Annotated in this window: 13 protein-coding genes, 2 rRNA genes and 1 pseudogene (1 of these 16 running past the window's edge); 14 read left to right on the top strand and 2 right to left on the bottom strand. The window is 38.7% G+C overall.

From position 1 onward, the window contains the following. Positions 1 to 30 precede the first annotated feature (30 nt). Together AC4BC3_RS12010 and AC4BC3_RS12005 are read right to left on the bottom strand one after the other, a co-directional pair. On the bottom strand, positions 31 to 1,431 hold the full coding sequence (locus AC4BC3_RS12010; RefSeq protein ID WP_206910829.1) for a L,D-transpeptidase family protein: 1,401 nt from the start codon (positions 1,429 to 1,431) through the stop codon (positions 31 to 33). Between the two features lie 201 nt (positions 1,432 to 1,632). Further along, on the bottom strand, positions 1,633 to 2,604 hold the full coding sequence (locus tag AC4BC3_RS12005; protein ID WP_206898990.1) for an L-lactate dehydrogenase: 972 nt from the start codon (positions 2,602 to 2,604) through the stop codon (positions 1,633 to 1,635). 344 nt (positions 2,605 to 2,948) lie between these two features. Here AC4BC3_RS12005 and pth point away from each other — a divergent pair, with 344 nt between their 5' ends. The 14 genes and pseudogenes from pth to AC4BC3_RS11935 form a co-directional block, all read left to right on the top strand. Then, positions 2,949 to 3,509, top strand: coding sequence for an aminoacyl-tRNA hydrolase (gene pth / locus AC4BC3_RS12000; RefSeq protein ID WP_490466613.1), 561 nt, complete (start codon positions 2,949 to 2,951; stop codon positions 3,507 to 3,509). Positions 3,510 to 3,523: 14 nt separating this feature from the next. Continuing rightward, positions 3,524 to 7,045, top strand: a complete 3,522-nt coding sequence (gene mfd / locus AC4BC3_RS11995; protein WP_490466612.1) for a transcription-repair coupling factor — start codon at positions 3,524 to 3,526, stop codon at positions 7,043 to 7,045. A gap of 15 nt (positions 7,046 to 7,060) precedes the next feature. After that, the gene (locus tag AC4BC3_RS11990; RefSeq protein ID WP_490466611.1) at positions 7,061 to 8,659 is read left to right on the top strand and encodes a putative polysaccharide biosynthesis protein; all 1,599 of its coding nucleotides are present in this window, start codon (positions 7,061 to 7,063) and stop codon (positions 8,657 to 8,659) included. A gap of 9 nt (positions 8,660 to 8,668) precedes the next feature. Beyond that, the gene (locus tag AC4BC3_RS11985) at positions 8,669 to 8,935 is read left to right on the top strand and encodes an RNA-binding S4 domain-containing protein (protein ID WP_206910836.1); all 267 of its coding nucleotides are present in this window, start codon (positions 8,669 to 8,671) and stop codon (positions 8,933 to 8,935) included. A gap of 71 nt (positions 8,936 to 9,006) precedes the next feature. Beyond that, positions 9,007 to 9,432: an FtsB family cell division protein gene (locus tag AC4BC3_RS11980; RefSeq protein WP_206910838.1), complete on the top strand. Its 426-nt coding sequence runs from the start codon at positions 9,007 to 9,009 to the stop codon at positions 9,430 to 9,432. A 44-nt stretch (positions 9,433 to 9,476) separates the two neighbouring features. After that, positions 9,477 to 9,959 carry a S1 domain-containing RNA-binding protein gene (locus tag AC4BC3_RS11975; protein WP_206898984.1) on the top strand — a complete coding sequence of 161 codons (483 nt, stop codon included), beginning with the start codon at positions 9,477 to 9,479 and terminating at the stop codon, positions 9,957 to 9,959. A 147-nt stretch (positions 9,960 to 10,106) separates the two neighbouring features. Beyond that, positions 10,107 to 11,515 (top strand): annotated as a pseudogene (gene tilS, locus AC4BC3_RS11970) (tRNA lysidine(34) synthetase TilS). Continuing rightward, complete coding sequence (hpt, locus tag AC4BC3_RS11965; protein ID WP_206898982.1) at positions 11,509 to 12,054, top strand: hypoxanthine phosphoribosyltransferase; 546 nt, start codon at positions 11,509 to 11,511, stop codon at positions 12,052 to 12,054. The pseudogene tilS and the gene hpt overlap by 7 nt, the downstream one beginning before the upstream one ends. Before the next feature lie 88 nt (positions 12,055 to 12,142). Continuing rightward, positions 12,143 to 14,296 carry an ATP-dependent zinc metalloprotease FtsH gene (gene ftsH / locus AC4BC3_RS11960; protein WP_490466610.1) on the top strand — a complete coding sequence of 718 codons (2,154 nt, stop codon included), beginning with the start codon at positions 12,143 to 12,145 and terminating at the stop codon, positions 14,294 to 14,296. A 241-nt stretch (positions 14,297 to 14,537) separates the two neighbouring features. Beyond that, a complete protein-coding gene (gene hslO / locus AC4BC3_RS11955) occupies positions 14,538 to 15,425 on the top strand; it encodes an Hsp33 family molecular chaperone HslO (protein WP_206910850.1) in 888 nt (295 codons plus the stop codon). Next, positions 15,426 to 16,424, top strand: a complete 999-nt coding sequence (dusB, locus tag AC4BC3_RS11950) for a tRNA dihydrouridine synthase DusB (RefSeq protein ID WP_206910853.1) — start codon at positions 15,426 to 15,428, stop codon at positions 16,422 to 16,424. A gap of 116 nt (positions 16,425 to 16,540) precedes the next feature. Continuing rightward, positions 16,541 to 18,037, top strand: coding sequence for a lysine--tRNA ligase (gene lysS / locus AC4BC3_RS11945; protein WP_490466609.1), 1,497 nt, complete (start codon positions 16,541 to 16,543; stop codon positions 18,035 to 18,037). Between the two features lie 693 nt (positions 18,038 to 18,730). Further along, positions 18,731 to 20,290 (top strand): 16S ribosomal RNA (locus AC4BC3_RS11940). A gap of 229 nt (positions 20,291 to 20,519) precedes the next feature. Then, positions 20,520 to 21,155: ribosomal RNA gene (locus AC4BC3_RS11935) — 23S ribosomal RNA — on the top strand (it continues 2,278 nt past the right edge of the window). The 16S and 23S rRNA genes sit together here, the layout of an rRNA operon.

Raw genomic sequence — 21,155 nt, 5'->3', positions numbered from 1 at the left:
CAATTATGTTCGTTTGACTCCTTTTGACTATTAGAATACCAAAACAGGTGTACCTACTTCGACCATTCCAAACAACTCTTTCATAACACTTGGGGGCGTATTGATACAACCGTGTGATCCACGGGTTTTCCATAATTCACCACCGTATTCAGGTTGCCAGTCAGAGTCATGAATTCCGACGCCTGTCCAGTCAATTGGCATCCAGTAATCTACTGGACTGGCATATGGTGTGCCATCATCGTTGGTTCCTTTTAGAACGGAATTGGTTTCTTTGTTCCAAACATAAAAGACACCAGCTGGGGTTTGTGTTGTTGGCTTACCAGAAACGATATCTGTTTCAAGTGCGACTTTGCCGTCTTTGTAGTACCACATGTGTTGATTTTGTAAATCAACTTCAATGTAAGTATCTTCAATTAAAGCATGATCAGCAGTTGTACTACCTTGGACAATCGGTGAGCGAGTAAAATCTTGCCCAGCTAAAATTTGTTTCTTTAGAGCTGCGACTTCGTCTTCTGTTTGAATAGTCCAACTGTACGTTCCTGTTGGAACATTTACTTCGCCACGTTTTGTACTGTTAAACACAGTATCATTTGTACTTGTATTATATTCTTGACCTAACTCAGTTACATATTGTGTCACTTTGTCAGTATCTAAATCGATTTTTCCGTCGGAATAAATTAGCCAATTAGCTAAATCATTTGTAGGAATTTGGAATGTTTTTCCATTGATACTATAAGTTGCTTTGACTTTAGCAATGTTATTCATAGATGTCAATTGTTGGTTTAGCTCTTTGTCGTCAGCAGTAACTTTAGCTTTTGGTTTAAAATCATTCAAATCAATTTTCTTTTCATTTGTAGCAGCAACTTCTTTGATTTCTTTTACTGTTGCATCTACATCGATTGAATCACCATTGACTTCAGGTGTAATAGCAAATCCGTCGTCTGTTTTTTTGATGCTTGCATCTTGGGTCTGTTTTCGATTGCTATTTAAATCATTTAGCTTTGTTGTCAGTTCATCAATTGTAGTGTCTAGTTTTGAATGGTCCTGACTAACAGGATCAATTTCTTGTTTTTCAGCTGCGGAAACATAAGTCATACCCCAAGTCCAGCCGTTTTGTTTGGATAAGAGTTTACTTAAATCATTTGAGAAATCATCACGATAACCTAATTCTGATTTGGCGATTTCTTGCCAAACCTTACCATTTTCTTCAATAGATAGAGTTGTATTAGAATAAGTCTCTTTTAATTTATTGTTTGCCTGATCAACAGTCATATTACTTACATCAATTTCGTTGATCTCAGTATGAGGTAAGAAATGACTCGTGTAATATGTACTGCGGAAGGTATAGAAGCTGACTAATATTAACAAAACACCAAGTGCAGAAAGAATGCCAATGTGTATCTTTTTTTTATGTTGAGAAGATCTTGTCATAGAACGATAACTCCTTGAATAATAGAATAGGGTGCATATCGAGTTCATCATAGCACAATTTATTTGAAAAGACGAAATTTAAATATTCATTATAAAAAAAATTAAACAAAATCTTTTTTGATAATTGTTTCAAAATACTAAAAAAGCCGAGACAATCATTTGTCCCGACTAGATAGTTAATTTTTACAAAAAAGAAAGTAATTAGTCTTCTAATTTTGAGAATGCTTCGTCTAAAATTTCTTTTAATTGTTTAGCTGAAGCGTTCATACGATCTTGTTCTGCATCAGATAAAGGAATTTCGATAACTTTTTGAACACCTTGAGCATTGATAACAGCAGGTGCACCGATATAGATGTCATTCAATCCATATTGATCTTCCATGTAAACTGATAAAGGTAATACAGCATTTTCATCATCAAGGATAGCACGAGTGATACGAGCTAATGCAACTGCGATACCATAGAAAGTAGCGCCTTTTTTCTCGATGATTGTATAAGCTGCGTCACGTACGCCGAAGAAGATATTTACTAATGCTTCTTCATCTACTTCTGGATTATTTTTGACCCATTCGTAAATTTGTAGTCCAGCAACGTTTGCGTGTGACCAAACTGGGAATTCTGAGTCACCATGTTCGCCAAGGATGTAAGCATGAACGTTACGAGCATCAACATCAACTAATTCAGCAATCTTTTGACGGAAACGAGCTGAATCAAGAGATGTACCTGAACCAATAACGCGTTCTTTAGGGAATCCAGAGAATTTCCAAGTTGAGTAAGTTAAGATATCAACTGGGTTAGCAGCAACTAAGAAAATACCATTGAAACCTGATTCAACGATTTGTGTAACAACGTCGCGGTTGATTTTTAAGTTTTTGTTTACTAAGTCTAAACGAGTTTCACCTGGTTTTTGTGGAGCACCAGCAGTAATAACTACAAGGTCAGCGTCATGTGCATCTGCATAAGTAGCTGAGTAGATTTTTTTAGGCTGTGTCCAAGCAAGAGCATCAGTTAAGTCTAATGCGTCTCCTTCAGTTTTAGCTGTGTTAATATCTACAATTCCAACTTCTTGAGCGATATTTTGAGTAACTAGAGCGAAAGCATAACTAGAACCTACGGCACCGTCTCCAACAAGAATAACTTTTTTGTGATCTTTAATTTCTGCAGTTGCAGTCATATGTGTATCAATCCTTCCATTGATTTGTTTTTCCCTTGACTATGCTATCATGGATCAGGCTTGCTGTCACGCTATTTGGCTAGGAAATATAACAGATAACAAGGTTGTATCATATGTAAAAGCTTACATGTGCGTTATTTCACTATTTCTTGAAACCAATGATTTCATTAAGTTTTGAAGAATTTTTTAATATTTTTATCATTTATTAAACATTCTGTTTTAGTCGAAACAGCTGTTTATGTGTTATACTGTTTTTAAAATAAAAAAGAAGAATGAACCTTTTAACTGGACTGCTCGTTAGCTGTCCAGCATTTTGTGTTCTTTAGAATTAGGTGAATAAACAAATGAAAATGATCGTAGGATTAGGTAATCCAGGAACGAAGTATGAACAAACAAAACACAACATTGGATTTATGGTTGTTGATCGTCTTGCAAAAGAGCATCAAGCAACATTTAAAAAAAATAGTTTTGAGGCGGAAGTCGCAGAATTTTTTTACAAAGGAGAAAAGATTTTACTTGTAAAACCACAAACGTTTATGAATGAATCGGGTCGTTCAATTGGACCGTTAATGACTTACTTTGGTATTTACCCAGAGGAATTGATTGTTGTATATGACGATTTGGATTTAGCAATCGGAAAGATTCGTTTGCGTCAAAAAGGAAGTGCTGGCGGCCACAATGGAATGAAAAGTATTATTTCACACTTGGATACGAATGTTTTTGATCGTGTAAAAGTTGGGATTGGTCGACCAGAAGGTAAGAAAACGGTGGTTTCACATGTGCTTAGCCCATTTAGCAAAGAAACACAACCTTTAATAGAAGAAAGTATTCATCGATCGGTTCAAGCAATCAATTTTGTTCTCGATGGGCATTCATTTATTGATACAATGAATCAGTTTAACTAAGAAGGAGAAACATAATGGATATTGTTCAATTAGTGGGCCAAGAACCTCAAGTAAAAGAATGGGTGGCTCAATTAGAAGCAAATACGCCACGGCAATTGATTACTGGGCTAGCAGGTTCTGCTAAAACATTGCTGATTGCTCACGTTTTCGAAAAAACGGACAAAAATATAATTGTTTTGTTACCAAATCTATATTACGCAAATCAATTAGCGGAAGATTTACAACACATCGTTGACCCAAATAGCATTCATTTGTTTCCAGTGGATGAAGTTTTGTCTGCAGAGATGGCTTTTTCTTCACCAGAAGCAAGAGCAGAACGAGTAGCAACGTTAAATGCATTACAAGAAAAGCGTACAGGAATTTATCTTTTGCCAGTAGCTGCGTTACACAAGAAATTACCAAGTAAGAAGGCTTGGATTGAAGCACAACTCAACTGGAAAGTTGGCGATGAGATTAATGCAGAAAACCTACCACGTCAATTAGTCCTAATGGGATATGAGCGACAAGAAATGGTTGCAAAACCGGGTGAATTTAGTATTCGTGGAAGCATTGTTGATATTTATCCTTTAACGATGGAACATCCTGTACGAGTTGAATTGTTTGATGTTGAAATTGATTCGATGCGTTACTTTGAAGCAGAAACGCAACGCTCTATTGGGCCAACAGAAGAAATTTGGATTTCGCCAACATCAGAGCAAGTCTATACAGAAACTGATTTGGAACATGGGATGAAAGAGTTAGAAAAATTACTTGAAAAAAGATTAGCTACAACTGTTGAAAAGGTCGATCAAGTATTTTTACAAGACTATTTCGGACAAATTTTGTCAAATTGGCAAGCGGGAGTACCGACGGAGGAGGCAAAACTTTACACAGATCTGCTTTATCCAACATCAACCACGATTTTAGATTATTTTCAATCTGATAGTTTGTTGATGGTGGATGATTATCCGAGAATGATGGAAACAAATCGAGAAATTGAACGAGAAGCCGCCGAATGGCAGACACAAAAAATTAGTGAACTGCGTGTTTTTTCTGAACAAGTTTTTGTTATAGATGTTCATAAATTGATCCAAAAAGAACATTTTTCGACAACTTTTTTTGCTTTGTTCCAAAAAGGGATGGGCAATTTGAAGTTTCATGCCATTCATTCGTTCCAATATCGAACGATGCAGCAATTTTTTGGGCAAATGCCTTTATTGAAAACGGAAATCGATCGTTGGCGTAAGCAAAAACAGACAGTTATAATCTACATTCCAACCAAAGAACGAATTCGCAAAGTAGAAGAATTATTGCGCGACGATGACATTTTAGCCATTGAAACGGCAAGTGATGAGTTAATCGTTGGTCAAGTACAGTTAGTTGAAGGTGCATTACAAAATGGTTTTGAATTACCACAAGAAAAAATCGTGGTTATTACTGAAAAAGAAATTTTCCAAAAGACAACGAAAAAACGAGCTCGCCGACAAACAGTTACGAATGCAGAACGATTAAAAAGTTATAATGAATTAAAAGCTGGTGACTATGTTGTTCATGCAAATCATGGGATTGGAAAGTATATTGGGATGGAGACGCTCGAAGTTGATGGCGTCCATCAAGATTACATGACGATTCTATACCAAAATGATGACAAATTATTTATTCCTGTCACTCAATTAAATTTGATTCAAAAATATGTTGCGTCTGAATCAAAAGCTCCACGAATTAATAAGCTAGGTGGTAGTGAGTGGACGAAAACCAAACGTAAGGTTTCTTCTAAAATTGAAGATATCGCGGATGATCTAATCAAACTATACGCAGCTAGAGAATCTGAGATCGGCTATGCTTTTGGCCCAGACGATGGTTACCAAAAAGAATTTGAAGAAGCGTTTCCTTATTCTGAAACGGATGATCAATTGCGTAGTTCTTCAGAAATCAAACGTGATATGGAAAAAGAAAAACCGATGGATCGTTTGCTTGTAGGCGATGTAGGGTATGGTAAGACAGAAGTCGCTTTGCGTGCTGCTTTTAAAGCAGTGAAAGAAAGTAAACAAGTGGCATTTTTAGTTCCAACGACCATTCTTGCACAACAACATTACGAGACGATGATGGAACGTTTTGAAGGTTTTCCAATTAATATTGGTTTGTTGAGCCGTTTTCGAACGAAAAAGCAACAGAAAGAAACGATTGAACAATTGCGTACAGGGCAAGTAGATATTGTTGTCGGAACGCATCGTATTTTATCAAAAGATATTGAATTTAGTGACTTGGGCTTATTGATTATAGATGAAGAACAACGATTTGGCGTGAAGCATAAAGAACGATTGAAACAGCTTCGGGCGCAAGTAGATGTACTGACGTTGACAGCGACACCAATACCAAGAACACTGCATATGTCGATGCTTGGCGTACGAGACTTATCAGTTATTGAAACACCACCGGCAAATCGTTACCCCATTCAAACTTACGTTATGGAGAAGAATCCTGGAGCAATACGAGAAGCAATTCATCGTGAAATGGGACGAGGCGGGCAAGTTTTTTATCTTTATAATCGAGTGGAAACGATTGAGCAAAAAGTGGAAGAAATCCAAGAGTTAGTTCCAGAAGCGAGGATTGGCTATGCTCATGGTCAAATGACAGAAGTTCAATTAGAAAATACATTATTTGATTTTATTGAAGGACAATACGATGTGTTAGTAACGACCACAATTATTGAAACAGGTGTAGATATTCCCAATGCGAATACTTTATTTGTTGAAAATGCTGATTATATGGGATTATCAACTCTTTATCAGCTACGAGGTCGAGTAGGGCGAAGCAATCGAGTAGCTTATGCTTACTTTATGTATGAACCACAAAAGATTCTCAATGAAGTGAGTGAAAAAAGATTGCAAGCAATCAAAGATTTTACAGAACTAGGATCAGGTTTTAAAATTGCCATGCGTGATTTATCGATTCGTGGTGCTGGAAACCTATTAGGTGCACAACAACATGGCTTTATTGATGCAGTTGGTTTCGATATGTATTCACAAATGTTAAGTGAAGCTGTTGCTCGTAAACAAGGGAAAAATAATCAAGTTGAAAAAACAACGGTGGAAATCGACCTTGGTGTGGACGCTTATTTACCAGATACTTACGTTTCAGATCAACGCCAAAAAATTGAAATCTATAAACGAATCCGGGAACTTGAATCACAAGAAATGTTGGACGAGCTTGAAGATGATCTATTGGATCGTTTCGGTGAATATCCTGAAGAAGTTGCCCATTTATTAACAGTCGGACAATTAAAAATGGACGGAGATCGTGCACTGCTAGAAACGATGCGTAAGCAACAAGATACAGTGGTCTTCACGTTAAGTAAGGTAGGCACAAAGCGTTATTCTGTTGAACAATTGTTTGAAGCATTAAGTGAAACAACGTTGAAAGCAGGATTAGGTGTGGAAAAGGAAAAGATGGTTATCCGTTTAACCATCCCAAAAACAATGAACGAAGCTGTTTGGTTATTAGAAATCCAACAATTTGTTAAAGCATTACGACAACAAAAATATTTGTCGGTATAGGAAGGAGCGATTCCCTTGGACCACAAAGAAATGCGTCAAGTGATGCAAGGAGCGGTGATTTTGACCGTAGCTTCTTTTATTGCTAAAGTTTTAAGCGCGCTTTATCGAATTCCTCTTCAAAATTTGGTTGGTGATGAAGGATTTTACGTTTATCAACAAGTATATCCGATTTATGGAATCGCGATGACCTTGGCTTTATCAGGGTTACCCCAATTCATTTCAAAATATGTCGCAGAAAAAAAGGAGCCATTGAAACAACGAGAGGCGTTAAAAGAATTATACCCTTTGGTCTTTTGGACAGGTGTTTGTTTATGGCTAGGTGTCTGGTTATTTAGTGGTGTTTTAGCACAAATGATGGGTGATTATCAACTGAAACCTTTGATTGAAGTCGTTTCTTTCACATTTCTATTGATGCCAGGGTTATCTTTTTATCGAGGGAATTTCCAAGGACATTTTTTGATGGAACCAACTGCTATATCACAAGTGGTGGAACAAATCGTTCGCGTGTCGATTATCGTGTTTAGCGCATTCGCATTTAAACAGTATAGTTGGAATGTTTATGAAACTGGCACAGCAGCAATGAGTGGCGCTGTGGCAGGTGGGCTATGTGCATACCTTGTTCTTTATTATTATGAACAAAAAATTCATGGAGGAGCAATGAGTTTCCGAAGTTTTCCCATCTTCTCACAACCAAGTAAATGGTTGATACGTCGTTTCTTGGTTGAGGGTGGTTTAGTTTCGATTTACAGTGGGTTATTGATTTTATTTCAATTAATTGATTCATTTTTTGTAAAGAATGCGTTACAAATCTATGGCTTAAGTGAGCATGCGTCTAAAATAGCTAAAGGGGTTTACGATCGTGGACAGCCATTAGTACAATTAGGACTGGTCATTGCAACGGCATTAAGTGCTACTTTTTTACCGACATTGACTAGGTATTTAGCAGGCTCCGTCTATGGACAATTCGTGAAGACTGCTAAGATGTATTTGCGATTAACGACGGCATTAGCTTTGGCGGCTTCCGCTGGTCTAGCAATGCTGCTTCCTTATATCAACTATGCGTTGTTTAAAGATTACGCTGGGAATGCTACTTTAGTGTTGTTTGTGTTTGCGATTGTTTTAACAGCTGTGATTCAAGCTTATCAAAGCATTGCGCAAAGCAAAAACTCTTTTCGTCCATCGTTGAAAGGTGCGGGCTGGGGACTATTAGTCAAATTATTAACAACGGCAGTATTTACTCAATGGTTTGGGACGGTTGGAGCAAGTTTATCAACCTTGCTTGGTCTAGTCGTGACTCTTTGGTATTTTATTCATATAGAAACAACTGAAGTAAATGCTTTTTGGAAAGAACGGGCTTTTGGAAAAAAATTATTACAGAGTTTAGCTTGGATGATCTTTGTGCTATTCACTTATTATGGAGTGATCCAAGTAATTGTCGGACCAGTCACACATCGTTCAGGTGCATTATTCATCAGCCTTATTGGTGTCGTGATTGGCGGATTAACATTTGTCTTTGCGGTCATCTCGTTGAAAGTTTTTACGATTCGGGAATGGTTGTTGTTGCCTTTTGGTAAAAAAATTCTACGATTCAATCAAAAATTCAAGAAAAAGTGAGGATATATTATGCGATTAGATAAATTTATGAAAATTTCTCGTATTATCAAGCGACGTTCCGTAGCAAAAGAAGTGGCTGATAAAGGTAGAATTCAGGTGAATGGTAAGTTAGCAAAATCTTCGAGTGATGTCAAAGTTGGCGATATATTAAAAATCCAGTTTGGAAACAAAACAATGGAAGTCAAAGTCAATGAACTTCACGAATCAACAAAAAAAGAAGATGCACAAAAAATGTATGAAATTATTTCAGAAACAAGAACAGAAAACACAAATTAATAGATTAGACAAGCTTTATTGATATTGGTATAATAGAAAAGACAAGCCAAAACAGATTGGAGCGAAAGCAAGTGGCAAAAAAAGGCAATAAAATTGCTGCGTTAGATACAGATTACACAAAGAAAAAATATGCTGAATTTCAAAAGCAACAACGACAGCTCGTTTTTCGTAGACGTCGGTTAGCGGTCATCTTATTAGGCGCTTTGTTCATTTTTTCAATCATTGGTGTGCAAATTTTCCGGGATATGCAACGTCTAGATAAACTAGCCGAGTTAAAGGTCGAAGCTACCACGGAAATGAAAGAAGTCAAAGCAGACGTCACGCAATTAAAAGCAGATGTCTCGCTGCTGAAGGATGACGACTATGTGGCAAAACTTGCCAGAAGCAAATTCTTTTATTCCAAAGAAGGCGAGCAAGTTTATCCAGTATTGGAATCTAATACAAGCAGTTCAACAGAAGGAACAAACCAATCAACGAGTTCTACAACTGCAAAATAAGCAGGAATATAAATTGGGTAATAAATAGGAGGAACATTTTTTTTATGTCAATCGAGGTAGGAGCAAAACTGCAAGGAAAAGTATCAGGTATTACAAATTTTGGTGCATTTATTGATTTAGGTTCTGGTAAAACAGGTTTAGTCCATATCAGTGAAGTATCAAACGGTTTTGTAAAAGATATTCATGATGTATTAAGTGTTGGCGATGAGGTGACAGTGAAAGTTACATCTGTTGGTGATGACGGAAAAATTGGATTATCCATTCGTAAAGCACAAGAACAACCAGAAAGTGCTGGTAAAGAAACAAATCATAATGCAAAGAAATTTCAACATCAAAATAAGGAACCTCGGGAAAATCGTACGCGCTCAACACAAAAAAAATCTTTTTCTCGCAGTCAACCTTCAAATACGAAAGAAGACTTCGATTCATTGATGAGTTCATTTTTGAAAGATAGTGATGATCGACTAACTTCACTAAAACGTAACACTGAAGGAAAACGTGGTGGTCGCGGCGGACGTCGTAGCTAATAAAGATGAATAATCACCCTAACGTTTTTCTTACTAGCTAAGGTGAACATTTATTGAACACATCATTATTCGTACCAAATAAAAATATAGCTGGGACAAAACATTGGCTTCGTTTTGTCTCGGCTTTTCTTTTTTGAAAGGAGGAAGATTGTCTTGAAAGAATGGTTTAGCCAATTAGGACAACAAAAACATTTCTGGTCAGAAAAAACCAAAATTTTAGTTGCTGTTTCTGGCGGAGTAGATTCAATGGTTTTGTTGGATTTATTGTTAGCTGCACAACAAAAAGATTCCTTTACTTTGGGCGTTGTTCATGTCAATCATCAATTACGGGTAGAATCTGTTGAGGAAGAACAGTATTTACAAAAGTATACGAAAGAAAAGAATCTTCCTTTTTATTCCGTTACGTGGGAGCTACCTGCTGAAACTGGTGTTGAGACAGCTGCACGGCAATTTCGTTACCAAACCTTCTCTCGTATCATGTACGAGAAAGGGTATGACACGTTGATGACCGCCCATCATGGAGATGACCAAATTGAAACGATTTTGATGAAAATTTTAAGAGGGGGACAATTGAATAGTTTTGCTGGAATCAAAGAAATTCAACCGTTCGCAACAGGAAATTTGATTCGTCCATTACTAAGTTATAGCAAGGAACAATTATATGAATATGCGAACGAACAACAGCTGATTTATTTTGAAGACGCAACAAATCAGGAATTAGATATACAAAGAAATCGACTGCGTCATTTAGTTGTTCCACAATTAAAAGAAGAAAATACACAAGCTTTACGTCATTTCCAACGATTTTCAAATCAGATTCAATGGGCAGATGAATTGATCCGAAAACAGATGAGTAAAAAGGTAACTGAACTTCTTCAACCATTAGCCAATGGCTGGGCAATTTCCGCGACAAACATTTCGGCAATGGCTGAAAGTGAACGTTACTTTTTTCTCCACACACTTTTCGAACGGTTGTTCAACGAAACGACTGTCGCAGTAAAAGAGCAACAAATTTTATTTCTAGTCAATCAGTGGCAAAGTGAAAAAAGCCAATGGCAGGTTGATCTAGGTAAAGGTTGGGTGTTCAAAAAAGAATATATGAATGTAAGAATTGAACAGTCACGACCAGTGCAAAGTTTCACACCAAGAGATCTGCTTCCAAACCAACCGATTTATTTAAGTGATTCACAATGGATTGGCTTGTTTTCGAGTGACAAAATAGCTGTACCAGAAAATCTTGCTGATTGGTCAGAATTTAGACACGATTTGTGGCTCGAAAAGGGAACAGAACTTCAGGTAGATCAACGACAACCTGGTGATCGGATTCGTTTGACTGAAACGCTTACGAAAAAAATTTCTCGTTACTTTATCGACAAAAAAATCCCTGATGTACAAAGGAAACAAGCGTACTTGATTACAGATGAACAAAGAAACGTGTATAGTGTTGCTCCTTTTGTCTTTTCTTATTTGAGTATTGCCAAAGAAACTGATAAAATACACTACATACTTCTTTACAAATATCAAAAGAAGCAACTGGAAGGAGAACCCAATGTTAGAAAAGGATATTGAGAAAGTTTTGATTTCAAAAGAAGAAATACAAGCTCGTTGTGAAGAACTGGGCAAAGAATTAACTGAAACTTATCGTGATAAAAATCCACTAGTAGTCGGCGTATTAAAAGGAGCCGTTCCTTTTATGGCGGACATCGTGCGCTCAATTGACACTTATTTAGAGCTAGATTTCATGGATGTTTCAAGTTACGGAAATGCTACTGTGTCTTCCGGTGAAGTAAAAATCGTAAAAGACTTAGATACAAATGTAGAAGGTCGCGACTTGCTGATTGTTGAAGATATCATCGACAGTGGTCGAACACTTGCGTACTTAGTTGATCTTTTTAAATATCGTAAAGCCAATTCCGTGAAAATCGTTACTTTATTAGATAAACCAGAAGGACGCGTTGTGAACATTGAAGCTGATTATGTTGGGTTTAATGTGCCTAATGAATTTGTTGTAGGCTACGGTTTGGACTATGCAGAAGCTTATCGAAACCTTCCTTATGTTGGGGTCTTAAAACCTAGTGTTTATCAGTCAAATTAGTGCCTTTTCTGAAATGAGTTATGTTACAATGAAATGGTCAGGATTGATAAAAATTTCTAAATCAAATTAGTGTTTAAGGAGGGTAACTATGAACAAAAAGAATAACGGCATGATGAAAAATGCCTTATATTATGTCCTCGTGATTTTGGCGATGGTCATGGTGGTCTATTTTATCTTTGGTAACAATGGCCAGCAGTCGTCAGACATCGAGTACTCAAAATTCACTGAACAATTAGAGTCAGGGAAAATCAAAGAATTTAGTGTTCAACCTGCAAATGGTGTGTATAAAATCACTGGTGAATACAAGGAGAAACAAACAGTCAGCAACAGTGGCGGTTTAGCAATCCTAGGCTCAACTGATGTATCAACAACACACTTCACAACAATCATTTTGCCAAATGACACGACGTTAAGTCAGGTAACAGATTTGGCAAAACAACATGATGTAGGAACAACAATTAAAGAAGAGTCAAGTAGTGGTATTTGGGTATCTCTACTATTAAGCTTCTTGCCAATTGTAATCATCATTTTCTTCTTCTATATGATGATGGGTCAACAAGGCGGTGGCGGTGGCGGCGGTGGCCGAGTGATGAACTTCGGTAAATCAAAAGCCAAAGAAGCCGACAAAAAAGCGAACCGTGTTCGTTTTTCTGATGTTGCTGGTGCGGAAGAAGAAAAACAAGAACTTGTTGAAGTCGTTGAGTTTTTGAAAGATCCTCGTCGATTTGTTGAATTAGGTGCAAGAATTCCAGCTGGTGTTCTTTTAGAAGGACCTCCAGGAACAGGTAAAACGTTATTAGCGAAAGCTGTTGCCGGTGAAGCTGGTGTACCTTTCTACTCAATTTCTGGTTCTGATTTCGTTGAAATGTTCGTCGGTGTTGGAGCAAGTCGTGTACGTGATTTGTTTGAAACAGCGAAGAAAAATGCACCAGCAATCATTTTCATTGATGAAATTGATGCTGTTGGTCGTCAACGTGGAGCTGGTATGGGTGGCGGACACGATGAACGTGAACAAACATTGAACCAATTATTGGTGGAGATGGATGGATTTGATGGAAATGAAGGTGTAATTGTGATTGCTGCAACGAACCGTTCAGATGTCTTAGATCCAGCGTTGTTACGCCCAGGTCGTTTTGACCGTCAAATTTTGGTCGGTCGTCCAGATGTCAAAGGTCGCGAAGCCATTTTACGTGTTCATGCTAAAAATAAACCTTTAGCTGACGACGTTGATTTAAAAGTTGTTGCACAACAAACACCAGGATTTGCTGGTGCGGATTTAGAAAATGTTTTAAACGAGGCTGCTTTAGTAGCTGCTCGTCGTAATAAAAAGAAAATTGACGCATCTGATATTGATGAAGCAGAAGATCGTGTTATCGCTGGTCCTGCTAAGAAAGATCGCGTAATCAACAAAAAAGAACGCGAAATGGTTGCTTACCATGAAGCTGGACATACAATCGTTGGTTTAGTCTTAAGTCGCGCACGTATCGTTCATAAAGTAACAATCATTCCTCGTGGTCGTGCTGGCGGGTACATGATCGCTTTACCAAAAGAAGATCAATTCTTGATGACCAAAGAAGATATGTTTGAACAAATCGTTGGATTACTTGGTGGTCGTACAGCTGAAGAAATTATTTTTGGCGTTCAATCAACAGGTGCTTCAAATGACTTTGAACAAGCGACTTCATTAGCTAGAAGCATGGTTACTGAATATGGAATGAGTGATCGACTTGGACCAGTTCAATACGAAGGAAACCATCAAGTATTTGTTGGCCGTGATTATGGTCAAACAAAAGCTTACTCTGAACAAGTTGCATTTGAAATCGATCAAGAAGTTCGCAAGATTTTGATGGATGCTCATCAAAAAGCACATGAAATTATCGAAGCACACCGTGAACAACATAAATTGATCGCAGAAAAACTTCTTGAATTTGAAACACTGGATGCAAAAGCAATTAAATCATTGTTCGAACATGGTGTGATGCCAGAAGGAACAGAATCTGCTGATTATCCAAGTGAAAAAGAAGCACAAACATTTGAAGAAGCAAAACGTGCTTTAGAAGAGAAAGATGCGGAAAAACAAGCAGAAGAAAAACAAGATTTTGAAGAAACAAAACAAGAACTAAAAGATGAAGCCGAAGAAGTAAAATTGGCTAGTGAAGAAACTGGTTCGGAAGTTGCAAAAGAAGAAAAAGACAAAAAGTCTGATTACGACAAAAACAACTTTGAAGATCGTTATAAATAGTAAAATGTTTTGAAGCTGGGACAAATCAATGTCCCAGCTTTTTTTCTTTGAATCCATTCAATTTAGTTTTCTATTGAGCAGCTTGAAGCAAATTGAAGCAAAAACTTATATGTAAAAAATTGTTTTCTCTTTTGTTTAATTTGATTTATTATTAAGCTCTGATTTCAAAAGTTGAAAAAAATGAAAGTTGCTAGTATGATTCACTAGGAGCTGAAAAACCAAAAAAGGGGTACATACAATAATGGAAGATTATTTAGTTAAAGCACTAGCACATGATGGTTTTGTTCGTGCTTATGCAGTACAAGCAACAAATACAGTCGCAGAAGCACAGCGTCGCCACGATACATGGCATACATCGTCGGCAGCGTTAGGTCGCACACTAGTTGGTAGTTTATTATTAGGAGCGACACTAAAAGGTGAAGATAAATTAACGGTTCGTATTCAAGGAGACGGCCCAGCTGTTGGAATTGTTGTTGATGCAAATGGGAAAGGTGATGTAAAAGGATATATTAAAAACCCGCATTTAAGCTTACCGTTGAACCCCGAGGGGAAAATTGATGTCCGTGGTGCAGTGGGAACACAAGGGATGTTCACAGTAACTAAGGATTTGGGATTAAAAGAACCTTTCTCTGGGCAAACTCCCATCGTCTCGGGTGAAATCGCAGAAGACTTTACTTACTATTTAGCTATTTCTGAGCAAATTCCATCAGCGGTTGGTCTAAGCGTCTTAGTGAATACAGATGACAGTATTAAAACTGCTGGTGGATTTATGATTCAAATCATGCCTGGTGCGGATGAAGAAATGATTTCTAAAATCGAAGAACAACTGAAAACAACACCGAGAATCTCAACATTGCTTGATGAAGGGCACACACCTGAAGAAATTTTAAAAGGGTTACTGGGAACAGAAGAATTAAATATTTTAGAAAAAATGCCTGTTCAATTTGCTTGTGATTGTTCAAAAGAAAAATTTGCAGAGGCAATCATTGCACTAGGTACAGAAGAAATTCAGGCGATGATCGATGAAGATCATGGAGCAGAAGCTGTTTGTTCATTTTGTAATAATAAATATGAGTATTCTGAACAAGAACTATTAGATCTGAAGGCAGAAGCAGTAGGAGGAATTTAGTTGGAACATCAATGGAGAATTGGGAATGTTGAAATTCCAAATCGTGTAGTTGTTGCACCAATGGCTGGAATTAGTAACTCTGCTTTTCGAGTAACGGTTAAAGAATTTGGTGCAGGACTAGTCGTTTGTGAGATGATTAGTGATCAAGGCATCCATTTTCGGAACAAAAAAACGCTAGAGATGCTTCATATTGAAGAGGCAGAGCATCCACTAAGCGTCCAAATTTTTGGCGGCAATAAAGACAGCTTAGTTGAAGCGGCACAATTTGTTCAAGAAAATACAACGGCAGATATTATTGATATCAATATGGGATGTCCAGTAAACAAAGTGATCAAGGCAGAAGCGGGAGCTAAGTGGTTACTTGATCCAGATAAGGTTTATGAAATGGTTCATGCTGTTTCTGCTGCTGTAGACATACCTGTCACAGTTAAGATGCGAATTGGTTGGGATAATCAACACGTTTTTGCCGTTCAAAATGCCTTAGCTGCAGAGTCAGCTGGTGCAGGTGCGATTGCTATGCATGGTCGTACTAGAGTGCAAATGTATGAAGGACAAGCTGATTGGGAAGTCTTGAAAGAAGTCAAACAACATTTGACGATTCCTTTTATGGGAAACGGGGACGTAAAAACGCCTGAAGATGCGAAACGTATGTTGGAGTATGTCGGAGCAGATGGTGTGATGATTGGGCGTGCAGCTTTAGGCAATCCTTGGATGATTCATCGTACGCAACATTATTTGGAAACAGGTGAGCTGATTCCTGAGCCAACACCTGCTGAGAAAATCGCAACAGCGAAACTTCATCTGCGACGTTTGGCTGATTTAAAAGGTGAACAAATAGCATGTCGTGAATTCCGAACACATGCTTCCTACTATTTAAAAGGAATTCCTCGCGCAGCTAAAGTAAAAGTAGCAATCAATCATTCTGAAAACCAACGAGAGATCAATGATTTGCTTGACGCTTTTTTAGAAAAAACAGAAAAGGTTGCTGTAAAACATTAAACTGATTTCTAAGATTTTTGTGAATTTCAAGCCGAAAATTTAAGTTCGGCTTGCTTTTTTTGTGTTTCATTGGCATTATTAGAACTGAGAACTACTAGGAGAATGGAGGAACTTTTGTGACTGAGGAACAACAACATCAAGTAGAAGATTTAAATGATCAAATGCTTGTTCGCCGCCAAAAGATGGAAGAACTAAGAGAAACTGGAATCGATCCGTTCGGGAATCGATTTGAACGTACACATAACTCAGAAGAGTTACATGAATTATTTGATTCAAGAACAAAAGAAGAATTAGCTGAGATGAGTTTGACTGCTAGCGTAGCAGGACGAATGATGACTCGCCGTGGAAAAGGGAAAGCGGGCTTCGCGCATCTTCAAGATCGTGAAGGCCAAATCCAAATTTACGTGCGTAAAGATCAAGTGGGTGATGATGCTTATGAGATTTTTAAACATGCTGACTTAGGGGACTTCTTCGGAGTTACAGGTCAAATTATGAAGACTGATACAGGTGAAGTAACGATCAAAGCAACAGAATTTACAATTCTTTCAAAAGCATTACGTCCATTACCTGATAAATATCACGGATTGACAAACATTGAGCAACGTTACCGTCAGCGCTACTTAGATTTGATTAGTAATCGTGAAAGCTTTGATCGTTTTATGAAACGCAGTCAAATCATTAGTGAAATTCGCCGTTATCTAGATGGAAATGGCTACATTGAAGTAGAAACACCTGTTTTACACAATGAAGCTGGTGGAGCGGCAGCCCGTCCATTTACTACACATCACAATGCTCTAGATATTGATTTATATTTACGTATTGCACTAGAGTTACACTTGAAACGTCTAATTGTTGGTGGAATGGAAAAAGTTTATGAAATTGGTCGAGTTTTCCGTAATGAAGGAATCGATACAACACATAACCCTGAGTTCACAATGCTAGAAGCTTATACTGCTTATACAGATTATCGCGATGTCATGAATCTAACTGAGGGGATTATTCGTAATGCTGCTGAAAAAGTTTTAGGAACAGCGCGTATTACTTATGATGGTCAAGCAGTTGACCTTGAAAGTGACTTCAAACGTGTTCATATGGTAGACGCAATTAAAGAACAAACTGGGGTTGATTTCTGGAAAGAAATGACATTAGATGAAGCTCTTGCAATTGCTAAAGAACATAACGTGGAAGTAACAGATGCAATGGGTGTGGGACACGTAATCAATGAATTCTTTGAAGAATTTGTTGAAGAAACCTTGACACAACCAACTTTTATTTATGGACATCCAGTCGAAGTCTCACCATTAGCGAAGAAAAATCCTGAAGATCCACGTTTTACTGATCGCTTTGAATTGTTTATCATTGGTAGAGAATTTGCAAATGCCTTTACTGAATTGAATGATCCAATTGATCAAAGAGAACGCTTTGAAGCGCAAGAAAAAGAGCGTGAACTAGGTAATGATGAAGCGCATGGTGTAGATGAAGATTTCTTGGAAGCTTTAGAATACGGAATGCCACCAACTGGTGGATTAGGAATTGGAATTGATCGCTTGGTAATGTTGCTTACAGATGCACAATCAATCCGCGATGTTTTGTTGTTCCCGACAATGCGCTAAGCCAAATAGTAAAATAAATAATAGAAGATGGCTGTCTGATTATCCAGATAGCTGTCTTTTTTGTCGTTCAAGAATTTAAAAATAGTTTTAACGAAAATTATCTCTTTATTTAAATTGATATCATTGATATTTGGTTGAAAAGCGAACAAAAAATACATTATAAATAGTAATGATCGGACAAATAAAAAAAACGGAAAAAAACAAAAAAATTCATTGACCCGACTTGTTTTAGTTGGTATATTATTATTTGTTCGTAAGACGGACAACCACTGAAAGATGAAAGTTTTTTCAGAAAATAAATTTCAAAAAGTTATTGACGTGTGAGTTATCACATGATAAGATAACTAAGTCGTTTAAAAAGAACCTCTTGTGAAGCTTGATTTCATCAAGAAAAACTTCAAAAAAGTTCTTGACAAATAACAGACGATGCGATATGATAAATGAGTTGCTGAAAGATTTCTTAAACGAAATCGAAAAAACTTTTTCAAAAAAGAGTTGACATTCAAACATCACTCTGATATGATATAAAAGTTGCTACGGCAATTCAAGTAGACCTTTGAAAACTGAACAAAGTAAGACAAACCAAATGTGTAGGGCGTCTTGATTCAATTCAAGACAACAAACATTTTTAAACAGCAAGCAATATGCTAGCAAACAAATTGAGCTTAACAATCGAAAGATTGTTCTAACTTTTATTATGAGAGTTTGATCCTGGCTCAGGACGAACGCTGGCGGCGTGCCTAATACATGCAAGTCGTACGCTTTTTCTTTCACCGGAGCTTGCTCCACCGAAAGAAAAGGAGTGGCGAACGGGTGAGTAACACGTGGGTAACCTGCCCATCAGAAGGGGATAACACTTGGAAACAGGTGCTAATACCGTATAACAATCGAAACCGCATGGTTTTGATTTGAAAGGCGCTTTCGGGTGTCGCTGATGGATGGACCCGCGGTGCATTAGCTAGTTGGTGAGGTAACGGCTCACCAAGGCCACGATGCATAGCCGACCTGAGAGGGTGATCGGCCACATTGGGACTGAGACACGGCCCAAACTCCTACGGGAGGCAGCAGTAGGGAATCTTCGGCAATGGACGAAAGTCTGACCGAGCAACGCCGCGTGAGTGAAGAAGGTTTTCGGATCGTAAAACTCTGTTGTTAGAGAAGAACAAGGATGAGAGTAACTGTTCATCCCTTGACGGTATCTAACCAGAAAGCCACGGCTAACTACGTGCCAGCAGCCGCGGTAATACGTAGGTGGCAAGCGTTGTCCGGATTTATTGGGCGTAAAGCGAGCGCAGGCGGTTTCTTAAGTCTGATGTGAAAGCCCCCGGCTCAACCGGGGAGGGTCATTGGAAACTGGGAGACTTGAGTGCAGAAGAGGAGAGTGGAATTCCATGTGTAGCGGTGAAATGCGTAGATATATGGAGGAACACCAGTGGCGAAGGCGACTCTCTGGTCTGTAACTGACGCTGAGGCTCGAAAGCGTGGGGAGCAAACAGGATTAGATACCCTGGTAGTCCACGCCGTAAACGATGAGTGCTAAGTGTTGGAGGGTTTCCGCCCTTCAGTGCTGCAGCTAACGCATTAAGCACTCCGCCTGGGGAGTACGACCGCAAGGTTGAAACTCAAAGGAATTGACGGGGGCCCGCACAAGCGGTGGAGCATGTGGTTTAATTCGAAGCAACGCGAAGAACCTTACCAGGTCTTGACATCCTTTGACCACTCTAGAGATAGAGCTTCCCCTTCGGGGGCAAAGTGACAGGTGGTGCATGGTTGTCGTCAGCTCGTGTCGTGAGATGTTGGGTTAAGTCCCGCAACGAGCGCAACCCTTATTGTTAGTTGCCATCATTAAGTTGGGCACTCTAGCAAGACTGCCGGTGACAAACCGGAGGAAGGTGGGGATGACGTCAAATCATCATGCCCCTTATGACCTGGGCTACACACGTGCTACAATGGGAAGTACAACGAGTCGCGAAGTCGCGAGGCTAAGCTAATCTCTTAAAGCTTCTCTCAGTTCGGATTGTAGGCTGCAACTCGCCTACATGAAGCCGGAATCGCTAGTAATCGCGGATCAGCACGCCGCGGTGAATACGTTCCCGGGCCTTGTACACACCGCCCGTCACACCACGAAAGTTTGTAACACCCGAAGTCGGTGAGGTAACCTTTTGGAGCCAGCCGCCTAAGGTGGGATAGATGATTGGGGTGAAGTCGTAACAAGGTAGCCGTATCGGAAGGTGCGGCTGGATCACCTCCTTTCTAAGGAATATTACGGAGACTACACAGGTTTGTCATTATTACTTTGTTCAGTTTTGAGAGGTTTACTCTCAAAACATTTTGTTCATTGAAAACTGGATATTTGAAGTAAGATCAAAACAAACCGAGAACACCGCGTTGAATGAGTTTTTTAATAAGTTCAATTGCTTATTTTTCTTGACACGTTTCTATCGCTAGAAATGAAGTCAAAACCCAACCGTAAGGTTGATAAGGTTAAGTGAATAAGGGCGCACGGTGGATGCCTTGGCACTAGGAGCCGATGAAGGACGGGACTAACACCGATATGCTTTGGGGAGCTGTACGTAAGCTATGATCCAGAGATTTCCGAATGGGGGAACCCAGCATCTTTTATAGGATGTTACAAATATGTGAATACATAGCATATTTGAGGTAGACGCAGAGAACTGAAACATCTAAGTACCTGCAGGAAGAGAAAGAAAATTCGATTCCCTGAGTAGCGGCGAGCGAAACGGGAAAAGCCCAAACCAACAAGCTTGCTTGTTGGGGTTGTAGGACTCCGATATGGTAGTTTTTTCAGATAATCGAATGACTTGGAAAAGTCAGTCAAAGAGGGTAAAAACCCCGTAGATGAAATTTGGAAAGCACCTAGGAGGATCCTGAGTACGGCGGAACACGAGGAATTCCGTCGGAATCCGGGAGGACCATCTCCCAAGGCTAAATACTCCCTAGTGACCGATAGTGAACCAGTACCGTGAGGGAAAGGTGAAAAGCACCCCGGAAGGGGAGTGAAATAGAACCTGAAACCGTGTGCCTACAACAAGTCAAAGCCCGTTAATGGGTGATGGCGTGCCTTTTGTAGAATGAACCGGCGAGTTACGATTGCATG

It is taken from the genome of Enterococcus sp. AAFC-DPL-6103 (assembly GCF_058216595.1).
This window is presented reverse-complemented; position numbering and strand designations above follow the sequence as displayed.